At 60.4% G+C, this 19,943-nt stretch carries 15 protein-coding genes and 2 pseudogenes; 7 read left to right on the top strand and 10 right to left on the bottom strand.

The window, feature by feature from the left end; translation table 11 throughout:
• Positions 1-566: 566 nt before the first annotated feature.
• The 4 genes from TX24_RS07745 to xylA form a co-directional block, all read right to left on the bottom strand.
• On the bottom strand, positions 567-1,703 hold the full coding sequence (locus tag TX24_RS07745; RefSeq protein ID WP_032892316.1) for a sugar ABC transporter permease: 1,137 nt from the start codon (positions 1,701-1,703) through the stop codon (positions 567-569).
• The gene (gene xylG / locus TX24_RS07740; RefSeq protein WP_057710066.1) at positions 1,704-3,248 is read right to left on the bottom strand and encodes a D-xylose ABC transporter ATP-binding protein; all 1,545 of its coding nucleotides are present in this window, start codon (positions 3,246-3,248) and stop codon (positions 1,704-1,706) included. It lies immediately after the preceding gene.
• 97 nt (positions 3,249-3,345) lie between these two features.
• Entirely contained in the window at positions 3,346-4,344 is a 999-nt protein-coding gene (gene xylF, locus TX24_RS07735) for a D-xylose ABC transporter substrate-binding protein (RefSeq protein WP_057710065.1), read from the bottom strand.
• Between the two features lie 101 nt (positions 4,345-4,445).
• Positions 4,446-5,762, bottom strand: a complete 1,317-nt coding sequence (xylA, locus tag TX24_RS07730; RefSeq protein WP_057710064.1) for a xylose isomerase — start codon at positions 5,760-5,762, stop codon at positions 4,446-4,448.
• A gap of 291 nt (positions 5,763-6,053) precedes the next feature.
• Here xylA and TX24_RS32450 point away from each other — a divergent pair, with 291 nt between their 5' ends.
• The 4 genes from TX24_RS32450 (at position 6,054) to TX24_RS07710 (ending at position 9,127) form a co-directional block, all read left to right on the top strand.
• Positions 6,054-6,308, top strand: coding sequence for a PAAR domain-containing protein (locus tag TX24_RS32450; RefSeq protein ID WP_244175835.1), 255 nt, complete (start codon positions 6,054-6,056; stop codon positions 6,306-6,308).
• Entirely contained in the window at positions 6,257-7,477 is a 1,221-nt protein-coding gene (locus TX24_RS07720; RefSeq protein ID WP_244175833.1) for a PAAR domain-containing protein, read from the top strand. The genes TX24_RS32450 and TX24_RS07720 overlap by 52 nt, the downstream gene beginning before the upstream one ends.
• On the top strand, positions 7,474-7,863 hold the full coding sequence (locus tag TX24_RS07715; RefSeq protein WP_057710063.1) for a hypothetical protein: 390 nt from the start codon (positions 7,474-7,476) through the stop codon (positions 7,861-7,863). The genes TX24_RS07720 and TX24_RS07715 overlap by 4 nt, the downstream gene beginning before the upstream one ends.
• Positions 7,864-7,951: 88 nt before the next feature.
• A complete protein-coding gene (locus TX24_RS07710; protein WP_003190535.1) occupies positions 7,952-9,127 on the top strand; it encodes a XylR family transcriptional regulator in 1,176 nt (391 codons plus the stop codon).
• Here TX24_RS07710 and TX24_RS07705 read toward each other — a convergent pair.
• The 5 genes and pseudogenes from TX24_RS07705 to TX24_RS07690 form a co-directional block, all read right to left on the bottom strand.
• Complete coding sequence (locus TX24_RS07705; protein WP_057710062.1) at positions 9,124-10,386, bottom strand: carbohydrate porin; 1,263 nt, start codon at positions 10,384-10,386, stop codon at positions 9,124-9,126. The two genes, TX24_RS07710 and TX24_RS07705, sit on opposite strands and share 4 nt — an antisense overlap.
• 57 nt (positions 10,387-10,443) lie before the next feature.
• Positions 10,444-12,852, bottom strand: a complete 2,409-nt coding sequence (locus TX24_RS07700) for a glucose/quinate/shikimate family membrane-bound PQQ-dependent dehydrogenase (RefSeq protein ID WP_057710061.1) — start codon at positions 12,850-12,852, stop codon at positions 10,444-10,446.
• Between the two features lie 245 nt (positions 12,853-13,097).
• Positions 13,098-13,634 (bottom strand): annotated as a pseudogene (locus TX24_RS32885) (methyl-accepting chemotaxis protein); the annotation flags it as partial.
• A gap of 327 nt (positions 13,635-13,961) precedes the next feature.
• A pseudogene (locus tag TX24_RS32880) lies at positions 13,962-15,041 on the bottom strand (HAMP domain-containing protein); the annotation flags it as partial.
• 138 nt (positions 15,042-15,179) lie between these two features.
• Positions 15,180-16,070 carry a bestrophin family protein gene (locus TX24_RS07690; RefSeq protein ID WP_003190542.1) on the bottom strand — a complete coding sequence of 297 codons (891 nt, stop codon included), beginning with the start codon at positions 16,068-16,070 and terminating at the stop codon, positions 15,180-15,182.
• Between the two features lie 328 nt (positions 16,071-16,398).
• Between TX24_RS07690 and TX24_RS07685 the strand changes: the two genes are divergently transcribed.
• The gene (locus TX24_RS07685) at positions 16,399-17,250 is read left to right on the top strand and encodes a hypothetical protein (RefSeq protein WP_003190543.1); all 852 of its coding nucleotides are present in this window, start codon (positions 16,399-16,401) and stop codon (positions 17,248-17,250) included.
• Positions 17,251-17,252: 2 nt separating this feature from the next.
• Entirely contained in the window at positions 17,253-18,281 is a 1,029-nt protein-coding gene (locus tag TX24_RS07680) for a GGDEF domain-containing protein (protein WP_057710060.1), read from the top strand.
• 10 nt (positions 18,282-18,291) lie between these two features.
• Here TX24_RS07680 and TX24_RS07675 read toward each other — a convergent pair whose 3' ends face one another.
• The gene (locus TX24_RS07675; protein WP_003190545.1) at positions 18,292-18,591 is read right to left on the bottom strand and encodes an ArsR/SmtB family transcription factor; all 300 of its coding nucleotides are present in this window, start codon (positions 18,589-18,591) and stop codon (positions 18,292-18,294) included.
• Positions 18,592-18,681: 90 nt separating this feature from the next.
• Between TX24_RS07675 and TX24_RS07670 the strand changes: the two genes are divergently transcribed.
• Positions 18,682-19,773: an NADH:flavin oxidoreductase/NADH oxidase gene (locus tag TX24_RS07670; RefSeq protein ID WP_057710059.1), complete on the top strand. Its 1,092-nt coding sequence runs from the start codon at positions 18,682-18,684 to the stop codon at positions 19,771-19,773.
• Positions 19,774-19,943: the final 170 nt, after the last annotated feature.

Genomic DNA, 19,943 nt, shown 5'->3' with positions numbered 1-19,943 from the left:
AAAGGGACACGCCTTGCTGGCCCTTTACAAACCATGACCAAATGCCACTAACCCACGCTGCAATACGATCAATGTGGCTTGCCTGCAATCGCCGCTAACCACGATGCGAAGCGAGCCGCTCTTGATCTTGATCTGCTTTTGATCTTAAGCGCCCCGTCAAACCACGCTGGCCGGAATTCGACAGTGATTTGGGGGGTAAACCGGCAGGGATGCCGGTTTAGCCGCCCCGCGCCATGGATGGCGCGTGGCGGCGGCCCCCCAAATCACTGGCGGATTACGGGCACACCGAGCCTAGGCGAGGTGCCGAGTGGTGGGGCAAGAGCCTTTTGCTTACTTTTGGGCTCTTTTCAAAAGTGAGCCGCTGTCAGAGCGGAACCCTAGGTGGCCGTTACCGCAGGAATGGATATGCACACAATTCAACTGTGTTGACTGCCAGGCCGCCTTCGCAGGCAAGCCAGCTCCCACAGTTTGACCGTGGGGTGTCAGGTAGATGGAGATCAGCTGTCATGCCGTTATTGCAGACAAGTCAGCTCCCACAGGTGATCGATGATGTTCTGGCGGACGAGTTATCGCCTGCCCGAGCGCGTACTCACATCTACCCACACCGCCAGCACCAGAATGCTGCCCTTGACGATCATCTGCCAGTAGCTGTCCACATCGAGCATCGACATGCCGTTGTCCAGGCTGGTAATCACCAGCGCCCCCAGCAACGCGCCATACACCGTGCCCGACCCACCGCGCATCGAAGTGCCGCCAATAAAGCACGCGGCGATGGCGTCGAGTTCGCCCATGTTGCCCGCCGACGGCGAACCCGCCGCCAGCCTCGCGGTATTGACCAGGCCGGCCAGCGCGCACATCACGCCCATGATGCCGAAGATCCACAGTTTCACCGCTTGCACATTGATGCCCGACAGCCGCGTGGCCTCCATATTGCTGCCCACCGCATACACCCGGCGGCCGAACACGGTCTGGTGCGTGACATAGCTGAACACCCCCAGCAGCGCCAGCAACAGCAGCACCGGCACGGGGATGCCGTCGTAGCGGTTGAGGGTGGTGACAAAGCCTGCGAGCACCGCGCCAATCAGCACCACCCGCAGTGCATCGCGCAGCAGTGAGTGCGCCGCCAAGCCATGCAGCGCACGGTTGCGCCGTTGTTTCCAGGTGAGGAACAGTGTCAGGGCAAACAACAATACGCCAAGCCCGATGCCGACGTTGTGGGGCAAATACCCCTGGCCCACATACACCAGCGACGGCGACACCGGCGCAATGGTGGTGCCGCCGGTAATCCCCAGCAGAATCCCGCGAAACGCCAACATTCCGCCCAGGCCGACGATGAACGAGGGGATGCGCAGGTAAGCGGTCATGTAGCCGTTGGCCAAGCCGATCATCAAGCCGCACAGCGCCACCAGGCTCAGGTTGGCCAATAGCGGCACGTGATAGACCACATCCAGAATAGCTGCCAACCCGCCCAACAGCCCGAGCAGTGAGCCCACCGACAAGTCGATCTCGCCGCTGATAATCACCAGCACCATGCCGCACGCCAATATCCCGGTGATCGACATCTGCCGCAGCAGGTTGGAGAGGTTGCGCGGGGTGAGAAAGCCGCCCTCGGTCTGCCAACTGAAAAACAGCCAGATGAACGCGACGGCGATCACCAACGCGAGCATTTTGTAGCGGGTAAATAGGTGTTTGACCTGATTCATCTACGCGGTCTTCCGATTGTTATTGTTTTGGCTGAGCGCGGCGGCGAGCACCTGTTCCTGGGTAAGCCCTTCGTTGATGAAATCACCCCGCAACTGGCCGTCGCCAATCACCAGCACGCGGTTGGACACGCCGAGCACTTCGGCCAATTCCGAGGACACCATGATGATCGACACCCCTTCGGCCGCCAGCGCGCCCATCAGTTTGTAGATCTCATACTTGGCGCCCACGTCCACGCCGCGCGTGGGTTCGTCGAGGATCAGCACCTTGGGCTTGGCCATCAGCATTTTCGCCAACACGGCCTTTTGCTGGTTGCCGCCTGAGAGGCTGGTGATCGGCAGCGACGGGCTGGCGGTCTTGAGGTGCATGCGGCTGATTTGCTGGTCGATGCTGCCCAGTTCGGCTTCGGCGTTGATGCGGGTCAGGTGCGCGTAGGTGTCGAGCACCGCCAGGGTGATGTTCTGGCCCACGCCGAGGTCGGGGATGATGCCTTGGCGCTTGCGGTCTTCTGGGACCATGCACAGCCCGGCGCGGATCGACTTGAGCGGCGTGCGTGTGTCGATCACCTGGCCATCCAGCCACACCTCGGCGCTGTAGCGGCCGGGGTAAGCGCCAAACAGCGCCGACACCAGCTCTGTGCGCCCGGCGCCCACCAAACCGGCGATGCCAAGGATTTCGCCGCGCCTGAGCACGAAGGAGATGTCGTCGACGCGCTTGCGCTTGGGGTTGTCGACGTCGTAGCAGGTGACGTTACGCGCCTCGAAGATCACTTCGCCCACGTCATGGGGCTCGGTGGGGTAGAGGTTGCTCATTTCGCGGCCGACCATCTGCGTGATGATCCGGGGGATGTCCATGTCTGCCATGGCAGTGGTCGCGATGTGCTTGCCGTCGCGAATCACTGCAATGGTGTCGCACACCGCCGCCACTTCATCGAGCTTGTGGGAGATGTACACGCAGGCCACACCCTTGGCCTTGAGGCCCCGGATGATGTCCAGCAGCACCTCGATTTCGCCACGGGTGAGGGCCGAGGAGGGCTCGTCGAGGATCAACAGGCGAGCCTGTTTGTTCAGGGCCTTGGCGATCTCCACCAGTTGCTGGTAGCCGCCGCCATACTGCGACACCGGCAGCGCCACGTTCATGTCCGGTACCTTGAGTTCACGCATCAAGGCTTCGGCGCGGTGCAGCATCGCCGGGTAGTTCATGCGCCCACCGGGCAGGGTCAGTTCGTGGCCCATGAAAATGTTCTCGGCCACCGACAGGTCGGGCACCAGGGTCAGTTCCTGGTGAATGATGACAATGCCGGCGGCCTCGGTTTCGCGGATGGACTGGGCCTTGAGCGGCTGCCCATCCCAGAGGATTTCCCCTTCCCAGGTGCCGTGCGGGTACACCGCCGACAGCACCTTCATCAAGGTGGATTTACCCGCACCGTTCTCGCCGCACAGGCCCACACACTCCCCAGGTTTGACCTTGATATCGATGCCGTTGAGGGCGTTGACACCGCCAAAGCTTTTGACGATGCCGTTCATTTGCAGCAGGTAATGCGACATGGCAATGGCTCACACAAAAGGCCGACGAAACACCGTCACTGTAGGAGCGAGCTTGCTCGCGAAAAAACCCCAGGCGACACGGGCTGCCTGCCAGCACCTACAGGCCGATCTGCTCTTTGGTATAGAAGCCGTCTTTCTCCAACACATCGATGTTGGCTTTGGTCAACGGCGTCGGCGTGAGCAAGATGGTGTCGACCTTCTTGCTGCCATTGTCATATTGCGAGCTATAGGTAGGCTTTTCACTGCGCGCCAGTTGTACCGAAAGCTTGGCCGCTTCGGTGGCGATCAGCTTGAGTGGCTTGTACACGGTCATGGTCTGGGTGCCGTCGATCACGCGCTTGATCGCCGCCAGGTCAGCGTCCTGGCCGGAGATCGGCACCTTGCCCGCCAGCTTCTGCGCAGCCAGGGCCTGGATCGCACCGCCGGCGGTGGCGTCGTTAGAGGCGACAATTGCGTCGATCTTGTTGTCGTTACGGGTCAGGGCGTTTTCGACGATGCTCAAGGCTTCGGTGGGGTTCCATTCCTTGACCCATTGCTGGCCGACGATCTTGATATCACCTTTGTCGATGGCGGGTTGCAGCACCTTCATCTGACCTTCGCGTAGTACCTTGGCGTTGTTGTCCGTCGGCGCACCGCCGAGCAGGAAGTAGTTGCCCTTGGGCGCCGCTTGCAACACGCCGCTGGCCTGCATCTCGCCGACTTTTTCGTTATCGAAGGAAATGTAGGCGTCGATGTCGGCATTGAGGATCAGGCGGTCATAGGACACTACCTTGATCCCGGCCTTCTTGGCTTCGGCCACCGCGTTGGTCAGCACCGTGGCGTTGAACGGCACGATCACGATCACATCGACGCCCCGGGAGATGAGGTTTTCGATCTGGGCAATCTGCTTTTGCTCGTTGGCATCGGCAGACTGCACGAACACCTTGGCGTCGAGCTTTTCCGCGGCGGCGACAAAGTAATCACGGTCGCGGGACCAGCGCTCCAGGCGCAGGTCGTCGATGGAAAAACCGATTTTCGGGTGCGCAGGGTCGGCCATTACCGGCAGGGCGAACAGCGCCAGGGCTGCGGCGAGTAGGGCAGGTTTGAATGACTTCATGGTGGTGCGTCCTTTTATTGTTGTTGGAAAGACACAGCGTGGTGCGGGTTGAACTGTAGAGCGTCACTCGACGCTCTGTGCAGAGATTTGTCGTGCAAATGTCACCGATAGATAAACCGATTCACAACGCCTTCAAGCATCTCCTGGCGCCCACTCACCGCCTGCGGGTTCAGCTCGTTGGCAAAGGCATGTTCAGCCAATGACTCCAGGCTGAACTCCCCAGCCAACACCGCCTGGCCCAATGGCTGGCTCCAGCCGGCATACCGCTGGTCCTTGAACTGCTGCAAGCGGTCGTCTTGCACCATCGCCGCCGCACGCTCCAACGCCAGGGCCAGCACATCCATGGCGGCGACATGCCCGTGGAACAGGTCCACCTCGTCCAGGCTCTGGCGGCGCACCTTGGAATCGAAGTTATAGCCGCCGTTCTTGAACCCACCGGCCTTGAGGATTTCATAGGTGGCCAGGGTCATTTCCTCGACGCTGTTGGGGAACTGGTCGGTGTCCCAACCGTTCTGCGGGTCGCCACGGTTGGCGTCGATGCTGCCGAAGATCCCCAACGACACGGCGGTGGCGATCTCATGATGAAAACTGTGCCCGGCCAGCGTCGCGTGGTTGGCCTCGATGTTCACTTTGATCTCGTGTTCCAGGCCGTACTCATGCAGGAAGCCGAACACGGTGGCGCTGTCGTAATCGTATTGGTGCTTGGTCGGCTCCTGGGGCTTGGGCTCGATCAACAGGTCACCCGTAAAGCCGATCTTGTGCTTGTGCTCCACCACCATGCGCATAAAACGCCCGAGCTGTTCGCGCTCGCGCTTGAGGTCAGTGTTGAGCAAGGTTTCATACCCTTCACGGCCACCCCACAGCACGTAGTTGGCGCCCTTGAGCCGCAGCGTGGCATTCATCGCGCTGAACACCTGGGCGGCGGCGAAGGCGAACACCTCTGGGTCCGGGTTGCTCGCGGCCCCGGCGGCAAAGCGCGGGTTACTGAAGCAATTGGCAGTGCCCCATAGCAGCTTGATGCCGGTCTGTTCCTGATGGCGCTCCAGGTGGTCGACCATCTGCGCAAAGTGGTTGCGGTACTCCTTGAGCGAGCTGCCTTCGGGCGCCACATCGGTGTCGTGAAAGCTGTAGTAGTCGATGCCCAGCTTGGAAAAAAACTCAAACGCCGCCTCGGCCTTGCCGATGGCCACCTCCATCGGATCGCCACTGCGCTGCCAAGGGCGTTTGAACGTGCCCATCCCAAACATATCCGCCCCCGGCCACACAAAGGTATGCCAGTAACAGGCCGCCATGCGCAGGTGCTCCCGCATGGGCTTGCCGAGGATCAATTTGTTGGCGTCGTAGTGACGAAACGCGAGGGCAGAGGTGCTGGCAGGGCCTTCGAAGCGCACCTTCTCGACACCGGGGAAGTACGGCATGGGGGTTTCCTTATTGTTCTGGGCGGTGTCTGGATACTAGCAATGGCGCCTGGGCGGCTGATTATGAAAATCACCAAAGGGGAGTGCGATTTTGAGTGAGGGGCTGAGAACGGCTGAGGGAGTACAGGATTTACGGAAACGTCTGACTTTACGGTGGGGAAGTGCCTCTTCAAGGTTTGGTGTGCCACTGACTTGCTCCTGCTCGTTTACCTCGGAAGGCGTTACGCGTCAGTTTTCTTATCGAGACGAGCAGGGAGGTACGGCCAAAAAACATGGATAAGAGGCAAAAAAATGAGCGTAGGTTATTTCATTGGACTGGGTGACAAGACCACCTGCGGCGGGGAAGTGCTGGACGGTGATAAGAGAGTCAACATACATGGCCTTTTTCATGCGTGCGAAGGTGACCGAGTCACCTGTGGCAAGGATGGGCAAACTTATAAGATCGTCGGTGGCATTTCCCACATAAACAGCCATGGCCGGCTTATGGCCGGCTTATGGCCGGCACTTTGGATAGTTACAGCGACTGTCCCTGTAAAGCCGAGCTGATTCCTTCGGTGTACTCAGCCACCTATGAAAACCAACATGCAGAACCGCCCATTAACCTGCGAGTAGCTCAACCAAACGCATCATCTGTAAATCGAAACACTGTAGCGCCACGTCATTCTGGTTTCGTGCCGTCCGGTCATGTTGGATCAATGGCATCCAATGGTGTGCAAGGTCAGGAGCCAGGTTTTTATATCGTGCCCAAAAGCATGACCCGCGAGGCGCTGGAAGCCACACTTTTTCCGACGCTCGACCCGGCTGTGATGCGCAAGTTTCAAGCACTGAACCCGAATACGAATCACGTCAAAGCCGGTTCGATGATCGTGCTCAGCGATCCGAACAACACCTCCTGCACGTATCAAGAAGCGCAGCTGATGCAGGCTGCACAACACGTCAGTGCATCTCTGGATTCGCTGACGCCGGACGAGGCTGACTTTCTCTATCGCCACGGTGCCGAGATCGCTGGCTTTATCGGCCATACCTCCACCTGGCTCGGCGTCAGCGCAGTGGTGATGGAAAAGCACTTGAGCAACCTGCGCGAGACACTCCAGGCCATGGAACGCCTGCATCAGGACAGCTATCGGCAGCACGGGCACCTTCGGTCACCGCAGTTTTTTGCTGATCGCCAGCGGTTGATGAACCAGTTGGATGCTCATCTGCTCAACTCCACCCGCCTGCGAGGACAAACAACGCTGGGCGATCACCCCAAGTTGAAAACGGCCCTTGGAATTTCCAGTCGCAGCTTGGTGCATCACTGGGACAAGGCGGGTGGGCCGGGGCAGATTCCGGGGTACGCCGCGCATGTGGAAGCGGTCAGCCGTGCCACGAAGTATATGAAGGCAGGTGGTTATATCGGTATAGGCCTTGGCGGTGTGTCTTCGTTGTTGGCTATACAGCAGGTGTGTAACGGGAATTCTGGTGCTGCGTGTGAGAAGGTTAAATTTACTGAAGGAGGGAAATTCGCTGGGTCTACTGCTATAGGTGTTGCAAGCGGATTGGCAGCGAGCTATGCCAGTACTGCGGTGTGCGTAGCGCTAGGCGTCACAACAGGGATCGGTGGTGTTATCTGTGTCGCTGCTGTTGTAGGCACTGGCGCCTGGGTGGGTATGACTTATGGTGGTAAAACGGGTGAGTACATAGGTGAAAAAATTTACGAGGCCAGGCAACCATGACCAGTATCGACACTTGGCCTCCCTGGATCGCACTCATCGTTACGGGGGGGCCGATTTTACTTGCCGCTGCTGGCATTACTTTTAGTCTTTACCTTAGTCGTCGACACTTGGACGCTATAAAGGATGCGCTAAAAAACAGTCGTTTTATTTATATCTGGGGAACAAGCCTGGGAAAGAGGGGGGTAATCTGGTCGCTTCTGGAAATATCAAAAATTGCCGGAATGGTGACGTTGCCGAAGGCGTCTATTCGCATCGGAGAACTGGACCCAGGCGATCTTGAAAATTTCCCCCCTCATCTAAAACGTCTGTTGACCATCAATATGATGATGTTGATCGGTTCCGTCTTTTGGGCAGCAGTTGCAGCCATATTGGTGGAATTTAGGTAAGTTGAGCGGGCCTCATCCGAGGCCCGCTATCCTGATCAGTCAAACCTCTGCGTACTCATCTGCACCGACCGGCCCCAGGACAAAAACAATGAAAACCCTACCGCCCGTTCACCGCATCGCCTTGCTGTTCAACGGCAGCAAAATCTACGACCGCGGCATCATCGCCGGCATTGGCAATTACCTGAGTAGCACCCGTGCGTCCTGGGATCTGTTCTTGGAAGAAGACTTCCTCTGCCGCCTGCGCGGTATCGAGCGTTGGCAGGGCGATGGCATCATTGCTGACTTCGATGACCCGCTGATTGGCGAGGCGCTGGCCGGCAGTCGGCTACCGGTGGTGGCGGTGGGGGGCTCTTATGAGGACGTCAGCAAGTACCCCAAGGGCATTCCCTATGTGGCCACCGATAACCATGCCCTGATGAAGCTGGCCTACGAGCATCTGGTGGAGGCGGGGTTGACGCGGTTTGCCTGTTTCAGCCTGCCCGAAGCCCAGGCCAATCGGTGGGCTCAGGAGCGTGAGAAAGCTTTTCGCCGCTTGATGCAGCGCGATGGCTTGCAGGTGGAGGTGTATCGCGGACTGGGCACCAGTGCGCCGTTGTGGGACAGCGCGGTGGAGCAGCAGATTGCCTGGCTGCACAGCCTGCCCAAGCCTATCGGCATTATCGCGGTGACCGATGCCCGCGCCCGGCAATTGCTGCAAGCCTGCCTGACGGCGGGCATTGCGGTGCCTGAGGAGGTGGCGTTGATCGGCATCGACAACGACCCGCTGACCCGCACCCTCACGCGGGTGCCGCTCAGCTCGGTGATCCAGGGCACGGAGACCATGGGCCGCACCGCTGCGGCGCTGTTGCATCAGATGCTGCACGGCAAACCCTGCACGGGCACGCAGGTGCTGGTGCCGCCGGACGCCATCAACGTGCAGGCCTCCAGCCTGCATCAACCCCTGGGCAACCCTTACGTGATGCAGGCCTTGTTGTTTATCCGCCAGTACGCCTGCCAGGGTATCAAGACCGATCAGGTCGCCGCTTATGTCGGCGTTTCACGCTCGTCCCTGGAAGCGCATTTTCGCAAGGCCCGAGGCTGCAGCGTGCATGATGAGATTTTGCGCTTCAAACTCGCTGCCGCTGCCAAGGGCCTGGAAAACCACAGCCTTGCGATTGCCGACATTGCCGCACGTTGCGGCTTCACCTCTGCGCAGTACCTGCATACGGTGTTTCGCCGCGAATTTGGCTGTACGCCGCGTCAGTATCAGCAGGGCGCGAGCTAGAACACCGCTTTGACCTGCAAACCCAGCACCAGCGCATTGTCGATGCTCTCCCCGGAAAACGCCCCCGGCTCGATGATGTATTGCACATCCGGGCGTAAGGTCAGCCAAGGCGTGGCCTGGTAGCCATAACTGAGTTCGATCAACTGTTCGGCGGTGTCCAGGTCGGGGTAGGCCGTGCCGGCGTTGAACGCTGCCAGCTCCTGTACATCACGGCTGCGCGGGTTTGGCACCGCGCGGCCATAGCCCAGGGCGACGGTATCGCGCGGGCGACCTTCGAACGGCTTGTACAGCACCACGCCCGCGCCATACCACTTGGTGAACGGCGAGGCCGCTTGGCTGGCGGCGGAGTACTGGCCGAAGGCATGCAACCTACGGCCTTGGGATGACTGGGAGGCCCACACAGCCTGGTCGATCAAGAGGTAGTGACCGCCACGCCCGCTGACGTCCTTGTTACTGCCAATGCGTTTTACATCGGAACTGTCGTAGTAATAACCGAGCTTGTATTCACCGGGCAGTGCGCCCGCGTACTTGTAGATCAGCTCGATGGGCACCACGGTGCCGGCGGTGTGCTTGGGCCCCAGGTGCCAGGCACGGCTGGCGTTGCCGTTGCTGGACGGGTCGACATTGAATGCCGCCACGCGCAGTTGCCAGTTGGGCGAAAAGTCGTATTTCACCCGGGCACCGAGGTGCGCATTCGGGTAGTTGGCCCAGCCACTGCCGCCGGACATGTTCAGCGGATGCCCGCAGAACCCGGCGTTCATGAAGTTGCACAGGATGCCGCTGTCCAAGCCGCCGAGGTCATTGCCCATGGCCATATAGCCGAGCTTGACGTTCAGCGCTGGCGTGAACAGGGTGCGCTCGTAACTCAGCTCGGTGAGGCGCGTGTAGAGGCCGCCGTAGTTTTCCTGGATCGGCAGGCGGTTGCCCACCAGGTCCTCGGAGGCGCTGTTGCCGCGTCGGTCGTTGATGGTCAGCTGGATGCGGTCGCCGTTGGTGAAACCGTAGAGCTTGCCCAGGTCGAATTGCACGCCGAGCTTGATATTTTGCGAATAGCGCGCCGAACGATGTTGGCCGCCGTGGGCGTTGTAGGCGGTCTCGCCGCTGTAGTCACCGGTAAAGCGCACACCTTGCGCGTCGAGTTCGCGGCGCAGGCCGCCCCAGTCGCCGGTCAGGGTGGTGTCGTCGGCTTGAACAGGCAGGGCGGCCGCAAAGGCCAGGCCCAGCGCCAGGCGCCAGGCGGTATGAGGAGTAGGGGTCATGGGGGATCTTTCCAAACACAAAGCGCGGTGCCTGGGCACCGCGCGCACAGAGGGTGGTTACGGCAGGGCGTAGGCGATCACGTAGTCGCCGCGGTCGGTGGACTGGCGTGCGCCGCCGGCGGTGACGACGATGTATTGCTTGCCGGTTTTGGGCGACACGTAGGTCATCGGCCCGCCCTGGCTGCCGACGGGCAGGCGGGCTTTCCAGATTTCATCGCCATTGCCGCTGTTGAAGGCGCGCAGGTAGAAGTCCTGGGTGCCAGCGATAAAGATCAGGCCGCCTTGGGTGGACAGCGTACCGCCCAGGGTCGGCAGGCCAACCTTGATCGGCAGGTGCATACGAATACCCAGGGGGCCGGTGTCTTCAACGGTGCCCACCGGGACTTGCCAGGCGACCTTTTGCGTCTTCATGTCGATGGCGGTCAAGGTGCCGAATGGCGGCGCCTGGCACGGAATGCCGGCCACCGACAGGAAGCGGTTTTTGTTCACCGCATACGGCGTGCCCTTGAGCGGCACGGCGCCCATACCGGTGTTCAGCGCTTCACCACCGGAAGAGGCCTGGGCCTTGTTCTGCGACGGCACCATCTGGATCCACAGGCCCAGGCGCATGTCATTGACGAAGATAAAACCGTGCACCGGGTCGGTGGAGATGCTGCCCCAGTTCATGCCGCCCAGGGAACCCGGGAAGCTCAGGGATTTATCGGTGCCCGGTGCCGTGTACAGGCCGTCGTAGCGCATGCCCTTGAAGTCGATGCGGCACAGCAACTGGTCATACGGCGTGGCGCCCCACATGTCCGATTCGGTCAGGGTTTGCGCGCCGATCTGCGGCATGCCCACGGATTTCGGCTGGGTCAGGGAATACGGCTCGTTGGGAATGTTCGCGGCTTTGACCGGCACTTCCTGCACGTCCGTCAGCGGCTTGCCGGTGGCGCGGTCGAGCACATAGATCTGCCCGGCCTTGGTGCCGATGACCACGGCCGGTACGGCCTTGTCGCTGCCTGGCGGTGTAAAGTCGATCAGGCTTGGCTGCATCGGCAGGTCGAAGTCCCACAGGTCGTTGTGGACTGTCTGGTAGACCCACTTCTCGGCACCGGTGGAGGCGTCGAGTGCCAGCACCGAAGCGCCGTATTTGTGGTTGAGCTGGGTGCGTTCCACGCCGTAGATATCGGTGGAGGAGCTGCCCATCGGCAGGAAGACCGTGTTCATCAGCGGGTCGTAAGACATCGGCGCCCAGCTGTTCGGGGTGCTGCGCACGTAGGTGGCGTCGCCCGTCGGGGCCTGCTTGTCTTCAGGGTTGCCTGGGTCGAACGCCCAGCGCATTTGGCCGGTGATCACGTCAAAGCCACGGATCACGCCACCGGGCATATCGGTCTGCACGTTGTCTGCCACGCGACCGCCGACTACGACGGTGGTGCCGGCCATCAGCGGCGCCGAGGACAGTTGGTAGTAGCTGTCCGGTACATTGCCCAGGCCAGCTTTGAGGTCTACCTGGCCATGGGTGCCGAAGTCTTCGCAGAACTTGCCGGTGTCGGCGTCCACGGCGATCAGGCGTGCATCAATGGTGTTGGTCAAAAGGCGACGCTGGCACTGCGCACCGACAGGCACGCTGGCGGTCAGGATCGGCGAGCTGTTGGGCTGGGTCGGCTGGGCAATCGGTGCGCTGGCGTCGAAATACGCCATGCCCCGGCAACGCTGCCACACTGCCGACTTGGCGTTGACTTCGTTCTTCCACAGTTCTTTGCCGGTGTCGGCATCCAACGCGATCAGGTTGTTGTGCGGGGTGCAGATAAACACTTTGTTGCCGACCTGCAGGGGCGTCAGCTGGTCTTCGGCACCGTTGCCGTCGCTGATGGCCACGTCGCCGGTGTGGTAGGTCCAGGCGACTTTGAGCTTGTCGATGTTGTCGCGGTTGATCTGGTCCAGCGCGGCGAAACGGCTGCCACCTTCAGTATTACCGTAGTGGGCCCAATCTTTCTGCGCATCGGCCGCAGCCACCGGGGTAACGCCCGGGCCTGCACCGGTGGGTGCAACGCTTGGGTGCGCGACAAACATATTGCCCGCTGCCACCGCCACGCCCAGCGCCAACACGGCGGCGACGCCATAGGCACCCCGCGCCGGTTTGCCGGCCAGCAACGGATACACCAGCGCGACCACCACGCCGATCACCGCAAACATGAACAGTCGCGAGAACAGCGGCCAGTATTCCAGGCCCACGTCGGCCACTGCCCACACGGCGGTAGCCAGCAGAAACGCGGCGAACAACCAGGCGCCGGCAGGCTTGCAGCGGGCAATCAGCAGCCCGGAAATGGCCATGACCACGCCGCCGAGCAGGAAGTACCAGGAACCTCCCAGGCTCACCAGTTTGGCGCCGCCGACGGCAAGCGCAAGGCCGAGCAGGGCGATGACGACGCCCAGGCCCAGGAGTAAGAATCTAGAGACGCCAGCGGCGCGCGATGCTCGTTTCATGTCGAATGGACTCGAGTGAGAGAGGGCAAAGACGCGATTTTAGCAAGATAAGTAACCGGTTAGTACATTTGAGTCCTGCAATAGACTGTTGCAGGTACTGCGATGATGGGGCGGGGCCGCTGCTACCCTGTGGCGAGGGAGCTTGCTCCCGCTGGGGCGCGAAGCGGCCCCAAAAGACTGGGCCTGCTACGCAGTCCAGCGGGAGCAAGCTCCCTCGCCACGGTCCAGCGCTGCCTGTTAAGGCATCAGAACTTGAAACGCCCCACCAGCCCATTGAGCTGGCCGGAAATATCCGTCAGCCGCCCTGACCCGGTCTGCGCCGAATGCGCAAAGCCTTCCACCAACTGCGCGTCGGCGTGAATTTGGGCGATATGCCGGTTGATCTCTTCGGCCACCTGATGCTGCTCTTCCGCGGCGGTGGCGATCTGGGTGTTCTGGTCGCGAATCGAGTCCACCGAACCACGGATCTTGTCGAAGCTATCGCGGGCCTGCTGGATGCGCGCAACGCTGGTGTTGGACACCAGCAAGCTGCCTTGCATCTGCTGGGTGACTTCCTGAGTGCGGCGGGCGAGGTTGCCCAGCAGGCTGTCGATTTCGCCGGTGGAGTCGGCGGTGCGACGCGCCAGCGCACGCACTTCATCGGCCACTACCGCAAAGCCGCGGCCCTGGTCGCCAGCGCGGGCGGCTTCGATTGCGGCGTTGAGCGCCAGCAGGTTGGTCTGTTCGGCAATCGAACGGATGGTGTCGAGGATGGTGTTGATGTTCTGGCTGTCTTGCTCAAGCAACTGCATGGTCTGTGTGGATTTTTGCAGGTCTTCGCTGAGCTTGAGCACGCTGCCGGTGGCTTCGCCGATGTGCTGCTGGCCGGTGTGCACGTCGCGATAGCCCTCATCGGCACTCGTGGCGGCGGCGCTGCATGAACGCGCGACTTCGTTGGCGGTGGCGACCATCTCGTTGAACGCGGTGCTCACCAGTTCCACGGCTTCGCGCTGGCGGCCGGCGGCCTGGTTCATATTGTTGGCCACGGCGCTGGTGTCGGCGGCGGCGGTTTGCAGGTCTGAGGAGGCGTTGCCGATGCGCTGCACCAGTTGCGCGATCATGCTCAGGAACTGGTTGAACCAGCCGGCGAGGCTCGCGGTTTCGTCCTTGCCTTGCACCTTGAGCTGGCGCGTGAGGTCGCCTTCACCTTCGGCGATTTCCTGCAGGCCGTCGGCCACGCCGCGAATCGGGCGCACGATCACACGGGCAAAACTGGCGCCGACGATGGCGAACACCACGGCCAGTACGGCGGCAATCGCCGCGATCAACCACGTCAGGCGGGTGGCACCGGCCATCACTTCGTCACGCTTGATCAGGCCGATAAAGCGCCAGCCCAGGTCTTTGGAACTGACCACGTTAGCCATGTAGGCCACACCGTCGATGCTCACCTCGGTCACGCCATCGCCGTGCTTGGCCAGTTCGGCGTAGTTCGCGCCCAGGCCCGCCAGGGGCTTGAAGTTGTGCGTGGCATCGCTGGGGTCCACCAGCACATTGCCGTCGGCTTCCACCAGCATCAGGTAGCCGCTGTCGCCCAGCTTGATGGTGCGCACCAGCTCGGTGAGTTGCTTGAGCGACACGTCCAGGCCGACTACTCCAAGGATATTGCCCGTGGCATTCGCGACGGTGCGTACGGTGCCGATCAGCACCACATCGTCCGGGGCCCAGTAATAGGCGCCTGTGCGCACGGTCTTGCCTGGCGCTGCGATGGCGGCCTGGTACCAGGGGCGGGTGCGCGGGTCATATTGGGTCAGTTTGGCGTCGTCCGGCCAACTGGCGTAGCCGCCATCGCTCAGGCCCAGGGACAGGTAGGCGGTGCTGGGGTGGCTTTTGGCGAACTGATCGAAAATCGCCAGCAGTTCTGTATTGGTCGGCGTCAGCGGGATTTGCGCGGCATCGGCACCGGCATAGCTTTTGAGGTTCTTGGCCGCGATCACGCGCGGGTCCTTGGCGACGAAGTCGACATTCTGGCTGATGCCGTCGAAAAACTGCTGCATGCCATTGTCGATCTGGCGGATTTCGCGGCCGCTGCTGTCGAGGAAGTTGGCCAGCGCACCCTCGCGCAGATTCAGCACCACGATAATGGCGACCAGGATGACCGGCACGCACGCGATGGCCGCAAACGCCCATGTCAGCTTCTGCTTGATATTCATGACTTCACCCGCGGGTATTTATAGTTTTGGCAAGGGGAGAAAAATTAGTGCTGCGTGTCGCAGGCGTTTTTGTGAGAGGCGAGGCCATGCGTACCCTCGGTATATCGGCCGAGGGTATTGGCACTTGAGCAAGGGTAATCAGGCGATCGGGTCACCGACCAGGGCATCGCGGCGCATCGACTGCAAGTTCTTCTCGATGGTCTCGCAGATGCTTTCCATCTGGATCTGGTGTTCGCTGGAATTGAACGGGCTTTGCAGGTCGGTGCCGATGCGTTCGATGGCCAGCAGCATGAAGCCCACAACGGTGGAGGCCAGCGGCGTGAACCAGCCAAGGGATTCCACCAGGCCCACCGGCACGATCAGGCAGAACAGCGAAATGAACAGCCGTGGGAAATACACGTAAGGGTAGGGCAGTGGCGTGTTGGCAATCCGCTCCATGCCGCCCTGGGCGTTAGAGAGGTCCACCAGGGTCGACTCCAACCGCGCCAGGCGAATGCTGTCCAGGCGCCCGGCCTGGTATTCGCGCGCCAGCAACGAGGCCGAGCCGGTGAGGATGTCATTGGCGAAGTTATTGGTGGCGCCGTTGCGGGCAAATTCTTCTGCGGGGATAAAAGCTCGCACTTCCTCCGGGCACGGCTGGCCCTTGAGGTGCGCAGCCAGGCAATTGACGTAAGCCACGTGACGGCGCAACAGCGTCGACTTCACCGGGTTCACCTCACCGGGTGCGTCATCGAGCAGGGTCAACACTTGCCGGGCAAAACTGCGCGAGTTGTTGACCATCGCGCCCCACAGCGTGCGTGCTTCCCACCAGCGGTTGTAGGCGCTGCTGTTGCGAAAACTGATCAGCACCACCAGGGCCGAGCCGAGCAAGGTCAGGGGCATCAGCGGCAAATTGATCTTGGCGGTGAGAAACAGCATGAAGTCCACCGTCACTGCCACATCCCACAACAACAGCCAGAACAACGCCCAGCCCACATAGCCCATGGTCTTGATGATCAGGCGGTATTTCTTCAGTAGGGCAGCTTTCAAACGAGAACCTCGCGGCGGGCGGTTGGCAACAATTCCCTGTTACGACGTCGCTGAGAGGGGAAGGTTCGCAGCGTGCTGAATCGATTAGTCCTCTAACCGCCAGGCGGAGGGAATGTAACCAAAGGTTGCACGCAACTGTGTGCCACGGGCATTTGACTGTGGAACAACTTTGGTACTGATGACGTCTTGTCCGGCAATCGCTGTACATTGCGTTCGAGGCGAAAAGCCATTAATGGCAGGATTATTGAAGTGATTTGTTTTGGAGCCGGGCTGCAGGGATTTCGTAGCTGAGATCAGTGGCATCAAGTTGGATGATCAGGGCTCTTTCATGCGTGTCAGTTCGTTGAAGTTGGCTATGTGTAATACCGCGCAAGCGCTCGAACGTCATAAGGATTTTGAATCGTGCATGAGAGCGCATTACCACGTGCTGCTCGTGCCCTATTCGAGACGACCGTTTTTCTACAAGAGTGCCCTTAAATACAGCCGCTTGATGGTGTCGTTTGCATTATTGAGCCAATACTTTTCCACACCGCTGCCGTTGTTGGCAGAAGTTAAAGCCTTGTGCGTAACGCGCAAGTATTGTTCGAAAAACAGCCTGGAATCGATCTTTTTGCTGTTCCAGGCCCTGGGCTTCATGGAGGTTGCGCCGCACCCCGAAGACAGTCGCTTCAGGGTGTATGCACCCTCGGATGAAGCCTGCCGCGAAGCGCGGCTGATGCTCACCGCCCTCACTGAGTCGTTGGCGCTGCTCTATCCCGAGAGGGAAGTGTTCCGGCAGATGCGCGACCTGGATGACCGCGAGTTCCTGGCGCTCTACTTCAAGGGTTTTGCCATGATCCTCGCGGCCGAACTGACGGTGGATGTCTTGCTGCCCGAATGTTATTGGCTGGTCAAGCGCGACGCCGGCCATCTGTTGATGCTGGCGATCTACAACGACGCCTTTGCCCCAGAGAATGACCGCGCCACCTTCCGGTCGTCTTCCTACCTGGCCTTGGCCAAGCAACTTTCCGTGTCCAAGACCCACATTATCCGTATGGTGCAGGAGGGGGTTGAAAAGGGTTATTTCAAAGCCCACTCCAAAACCCGTCTGGAAGTTCTGCCACCCTTTGCCAGCCTGGTAAAGCGGTTCATGGCCTTTTCATTTGCGATGGGCCTGCATGCTATTGAGATGGGAGCCTAAGGATGCCTGCTAACTTGAAGTTGCGGCCCAGAATGCGCAGTTTGTTGTCACCTGCGGTGGCCCAAGCCGAATGGGTAGGGATTATTGCCTGGGTCGGCATGCTCCTGATTCCGCCGGCCCTGAAGTTGGACCTTTATATGTTGGCCGTCACGGTCGGCCTGCTGATTGTTTGCCGGGTACATGCCACCACCGCGAACTTTCTGCTCTGGCGAGTGCTGGGGGTCATCTATATGGTGTTGTTGTCCGTCGGCTTCGCCTATCTGATTCATTTGAACGAAGATTTGCGTATCTACGGCTTGCCGTTGGCCGTGACCCTGGTGGTGGGCAGTGCGATCTTGTTTATCAGTGTCCAGGATTATCTGGCCGATGCGCTATTGATCTGGCTGATCCTGTGGCCGCCCATGCAGGCGGATATATACGCCGGCACCGAGGTGTATTTGCTGCTGTTCTGCGCGGCGTCGGTGTCCATCGGGTTTATCTTGAGTTACTCCTACTTGAAGAACCTGCGTTCGGTATTGCTGGTGGAAAGCGAGTTTCGCGCCTTGGCCGAGACCGACTACCTGACCTCCATTCTCAACCGGCGCGCCTTTATGCAGAGCTTCGAGAAGTTGCTGGCCGGGGAGCAGGGCGGCTACTTCATCATGTTGGATATCGACAGTTTCAAAGAAAAAAACGACCTGTATGGCCACGACGTCGGGGACAAAATCCTGCGCGCCATGGCCCTGTGCCTGAAAAACGCCAAGGGCAGCCACAGCTTTGGGCGGATCGGCGGGGAAGAGTTCGGCGTGTTATTGCAGGGCGACGATGTGGAGGTGGCCTGTGATTATGCCCTGGACTTGTTGCAGGCGATCCGCAGCAGCGTGCCTGCGCCCCACCATTACACCTGCAGTGCGGGGATGGCGCGTTTTTCGCCAGGCGACGAGTTGTCGGCCGTACTCAAGATGGCGGACAAGAACCTGTACGGCGCCAAGCGCAATGGCAAGGACTGTGTGCACCTGGACGGCGCATTGCTACAGGCGGTCTTGTCCTGACGCGTGCCGTCTAGTGCTGTGACAGAACGCTCGCCAGCAACCCAGGGAAGCGGCTTTCCAGCTCGTCACGGCGCAACGAGTTCATATGGGTGGTGCCCACATTGCGCGTGTGCACCAGGCCGGCATCGCGCAATACCCGGAAGTGATGGGACATGCTGGATTTGGGCCGCCCCCCGTCGAGTTCGCCACAGGTGGCCTCTGGCACGTTGGCCAGGTAGCGCACGATGTCCAGGCGCACGGGGTCGCTCAAGGCGTACAGCACACGCTCAAGCGTCAATTCTTGGGGGGTAGGGTGTTTGAAGGCTCGCATGGGGCGGATCATAACAGGGGGGTAGCGTTCAATACCATAGTTCGATTACCATCGAACTATCGAATCACCCACCCCTTCCTGGAGTTCTCAATGTCGGCTTTGTTCGAACCGTTCAAACTCAAAGATGTGACCTTGCGCAATCGCATTGCTATCCCACCGATGTGCCAATACATGGCCGACGACGGCATGGTCAACGACTGGCACCACGTCCACCTGGCCGGCATGGCCCGTGGTGGCGCCGGTCTGCTGGTGGTCGAGGCTACCGCGGTCGCCCCTGAAGGACGCATCACCCCAGGCTGCGCCGGGATCTGGAGCGACGCGCACGCCCAGGCATTCGTGCCCATGGTCAAGGCCATCAAGGCCGCAGGTTCGGTGCCGGGTATCCAGATCGCCCACGCCGGCCGCAAAGCCAGTGCCAATCGCCCCTGGGAAGGTGATGACCACATCCCGGCCTCTGATGCCCGTAGCTGGGAAACCATCGCCCCCTCTGCCATCGCGTTCGGTGCCAACCTACCCAACGTACCGCGTGCCATGACCCTGCAAGACATTGCCCGCGTGCAGCAGGACTTCGTCGACGCGGCCCGCCGCGCTCGCGATGCCGGCTTTGAATGGATCGAGCTGCACTTCGCCCATGGCTACCTGGGCCAGAGCTTTTTCTCCGAGCATTCCAACCAGCGTACCGATGCCTATGGTGGCAGCTTCGACAACCGCAGCCGCTTCCTCCTCGAAACCCTGGCTGCGGTGCGTGAAGTCTGGCCAGAAAACCTGCCGCTCACCGCTCGGTTCGGTGTGATCGAATACGACGGCCGTGATGAGCAGACCCTCACCGAGTCCATTGAACTGGCCCGCCGTTTCAAGGACGGTGGCCTGGACCTGCTGAGCGTCAGCGTCGGCTTTACCATTCCTGACACCAACATTCCTTGGGGCCCGGCCTTCATGGGCCCGATTGCTGAGCGTGTACGCCGTGAAGCCGCTATTCCGGTGACCTCGGCCTGGGGCTTCGGCACGCCGCAACTGGCACAAGGCGCGTTGCAGGCCGGGCACCTGGACCTGGTTTCGGTAGGTCGCGCACATTTGGCCGACCCGCATTGGGCCTACTTTGCCGCCAAGGAGCTGGGCGTAGACAAGTCCTCCTGGACCTTGCCGGCGCCTTACGCGCATTGGCTGGAACGCTATCGCTGAGGTACGCCTGCGCGTTGCATGAGCCACTCGATTGAGTGGCTTTTTTTCGCCTGTTGTTTTTCCCGACCTGCGCGGCGAAAAATAACGAATGAGAACCGATATCAAACGAGAATGCCGTGATATATGATGCGCGGCGAATTCTTGGCAGGTTTGCCGTCCCATCTGGCTCA

Source organism: Pseudomonas lactis, assembly GCF_001439845.1.
GTDB classification, from domain to species: domain Bacteria; phylum Pseudomonadota; class Gammaproteobacteria; order Pseudomonadales; family Pseudomonadaceae; genus Aquipseudomonas; species Aquipseudomonas lactis.
Note: the sequence above shows the minus strand (reverse complement) of the source record. Positions and strands in the feature narration are given on the sequence as shown.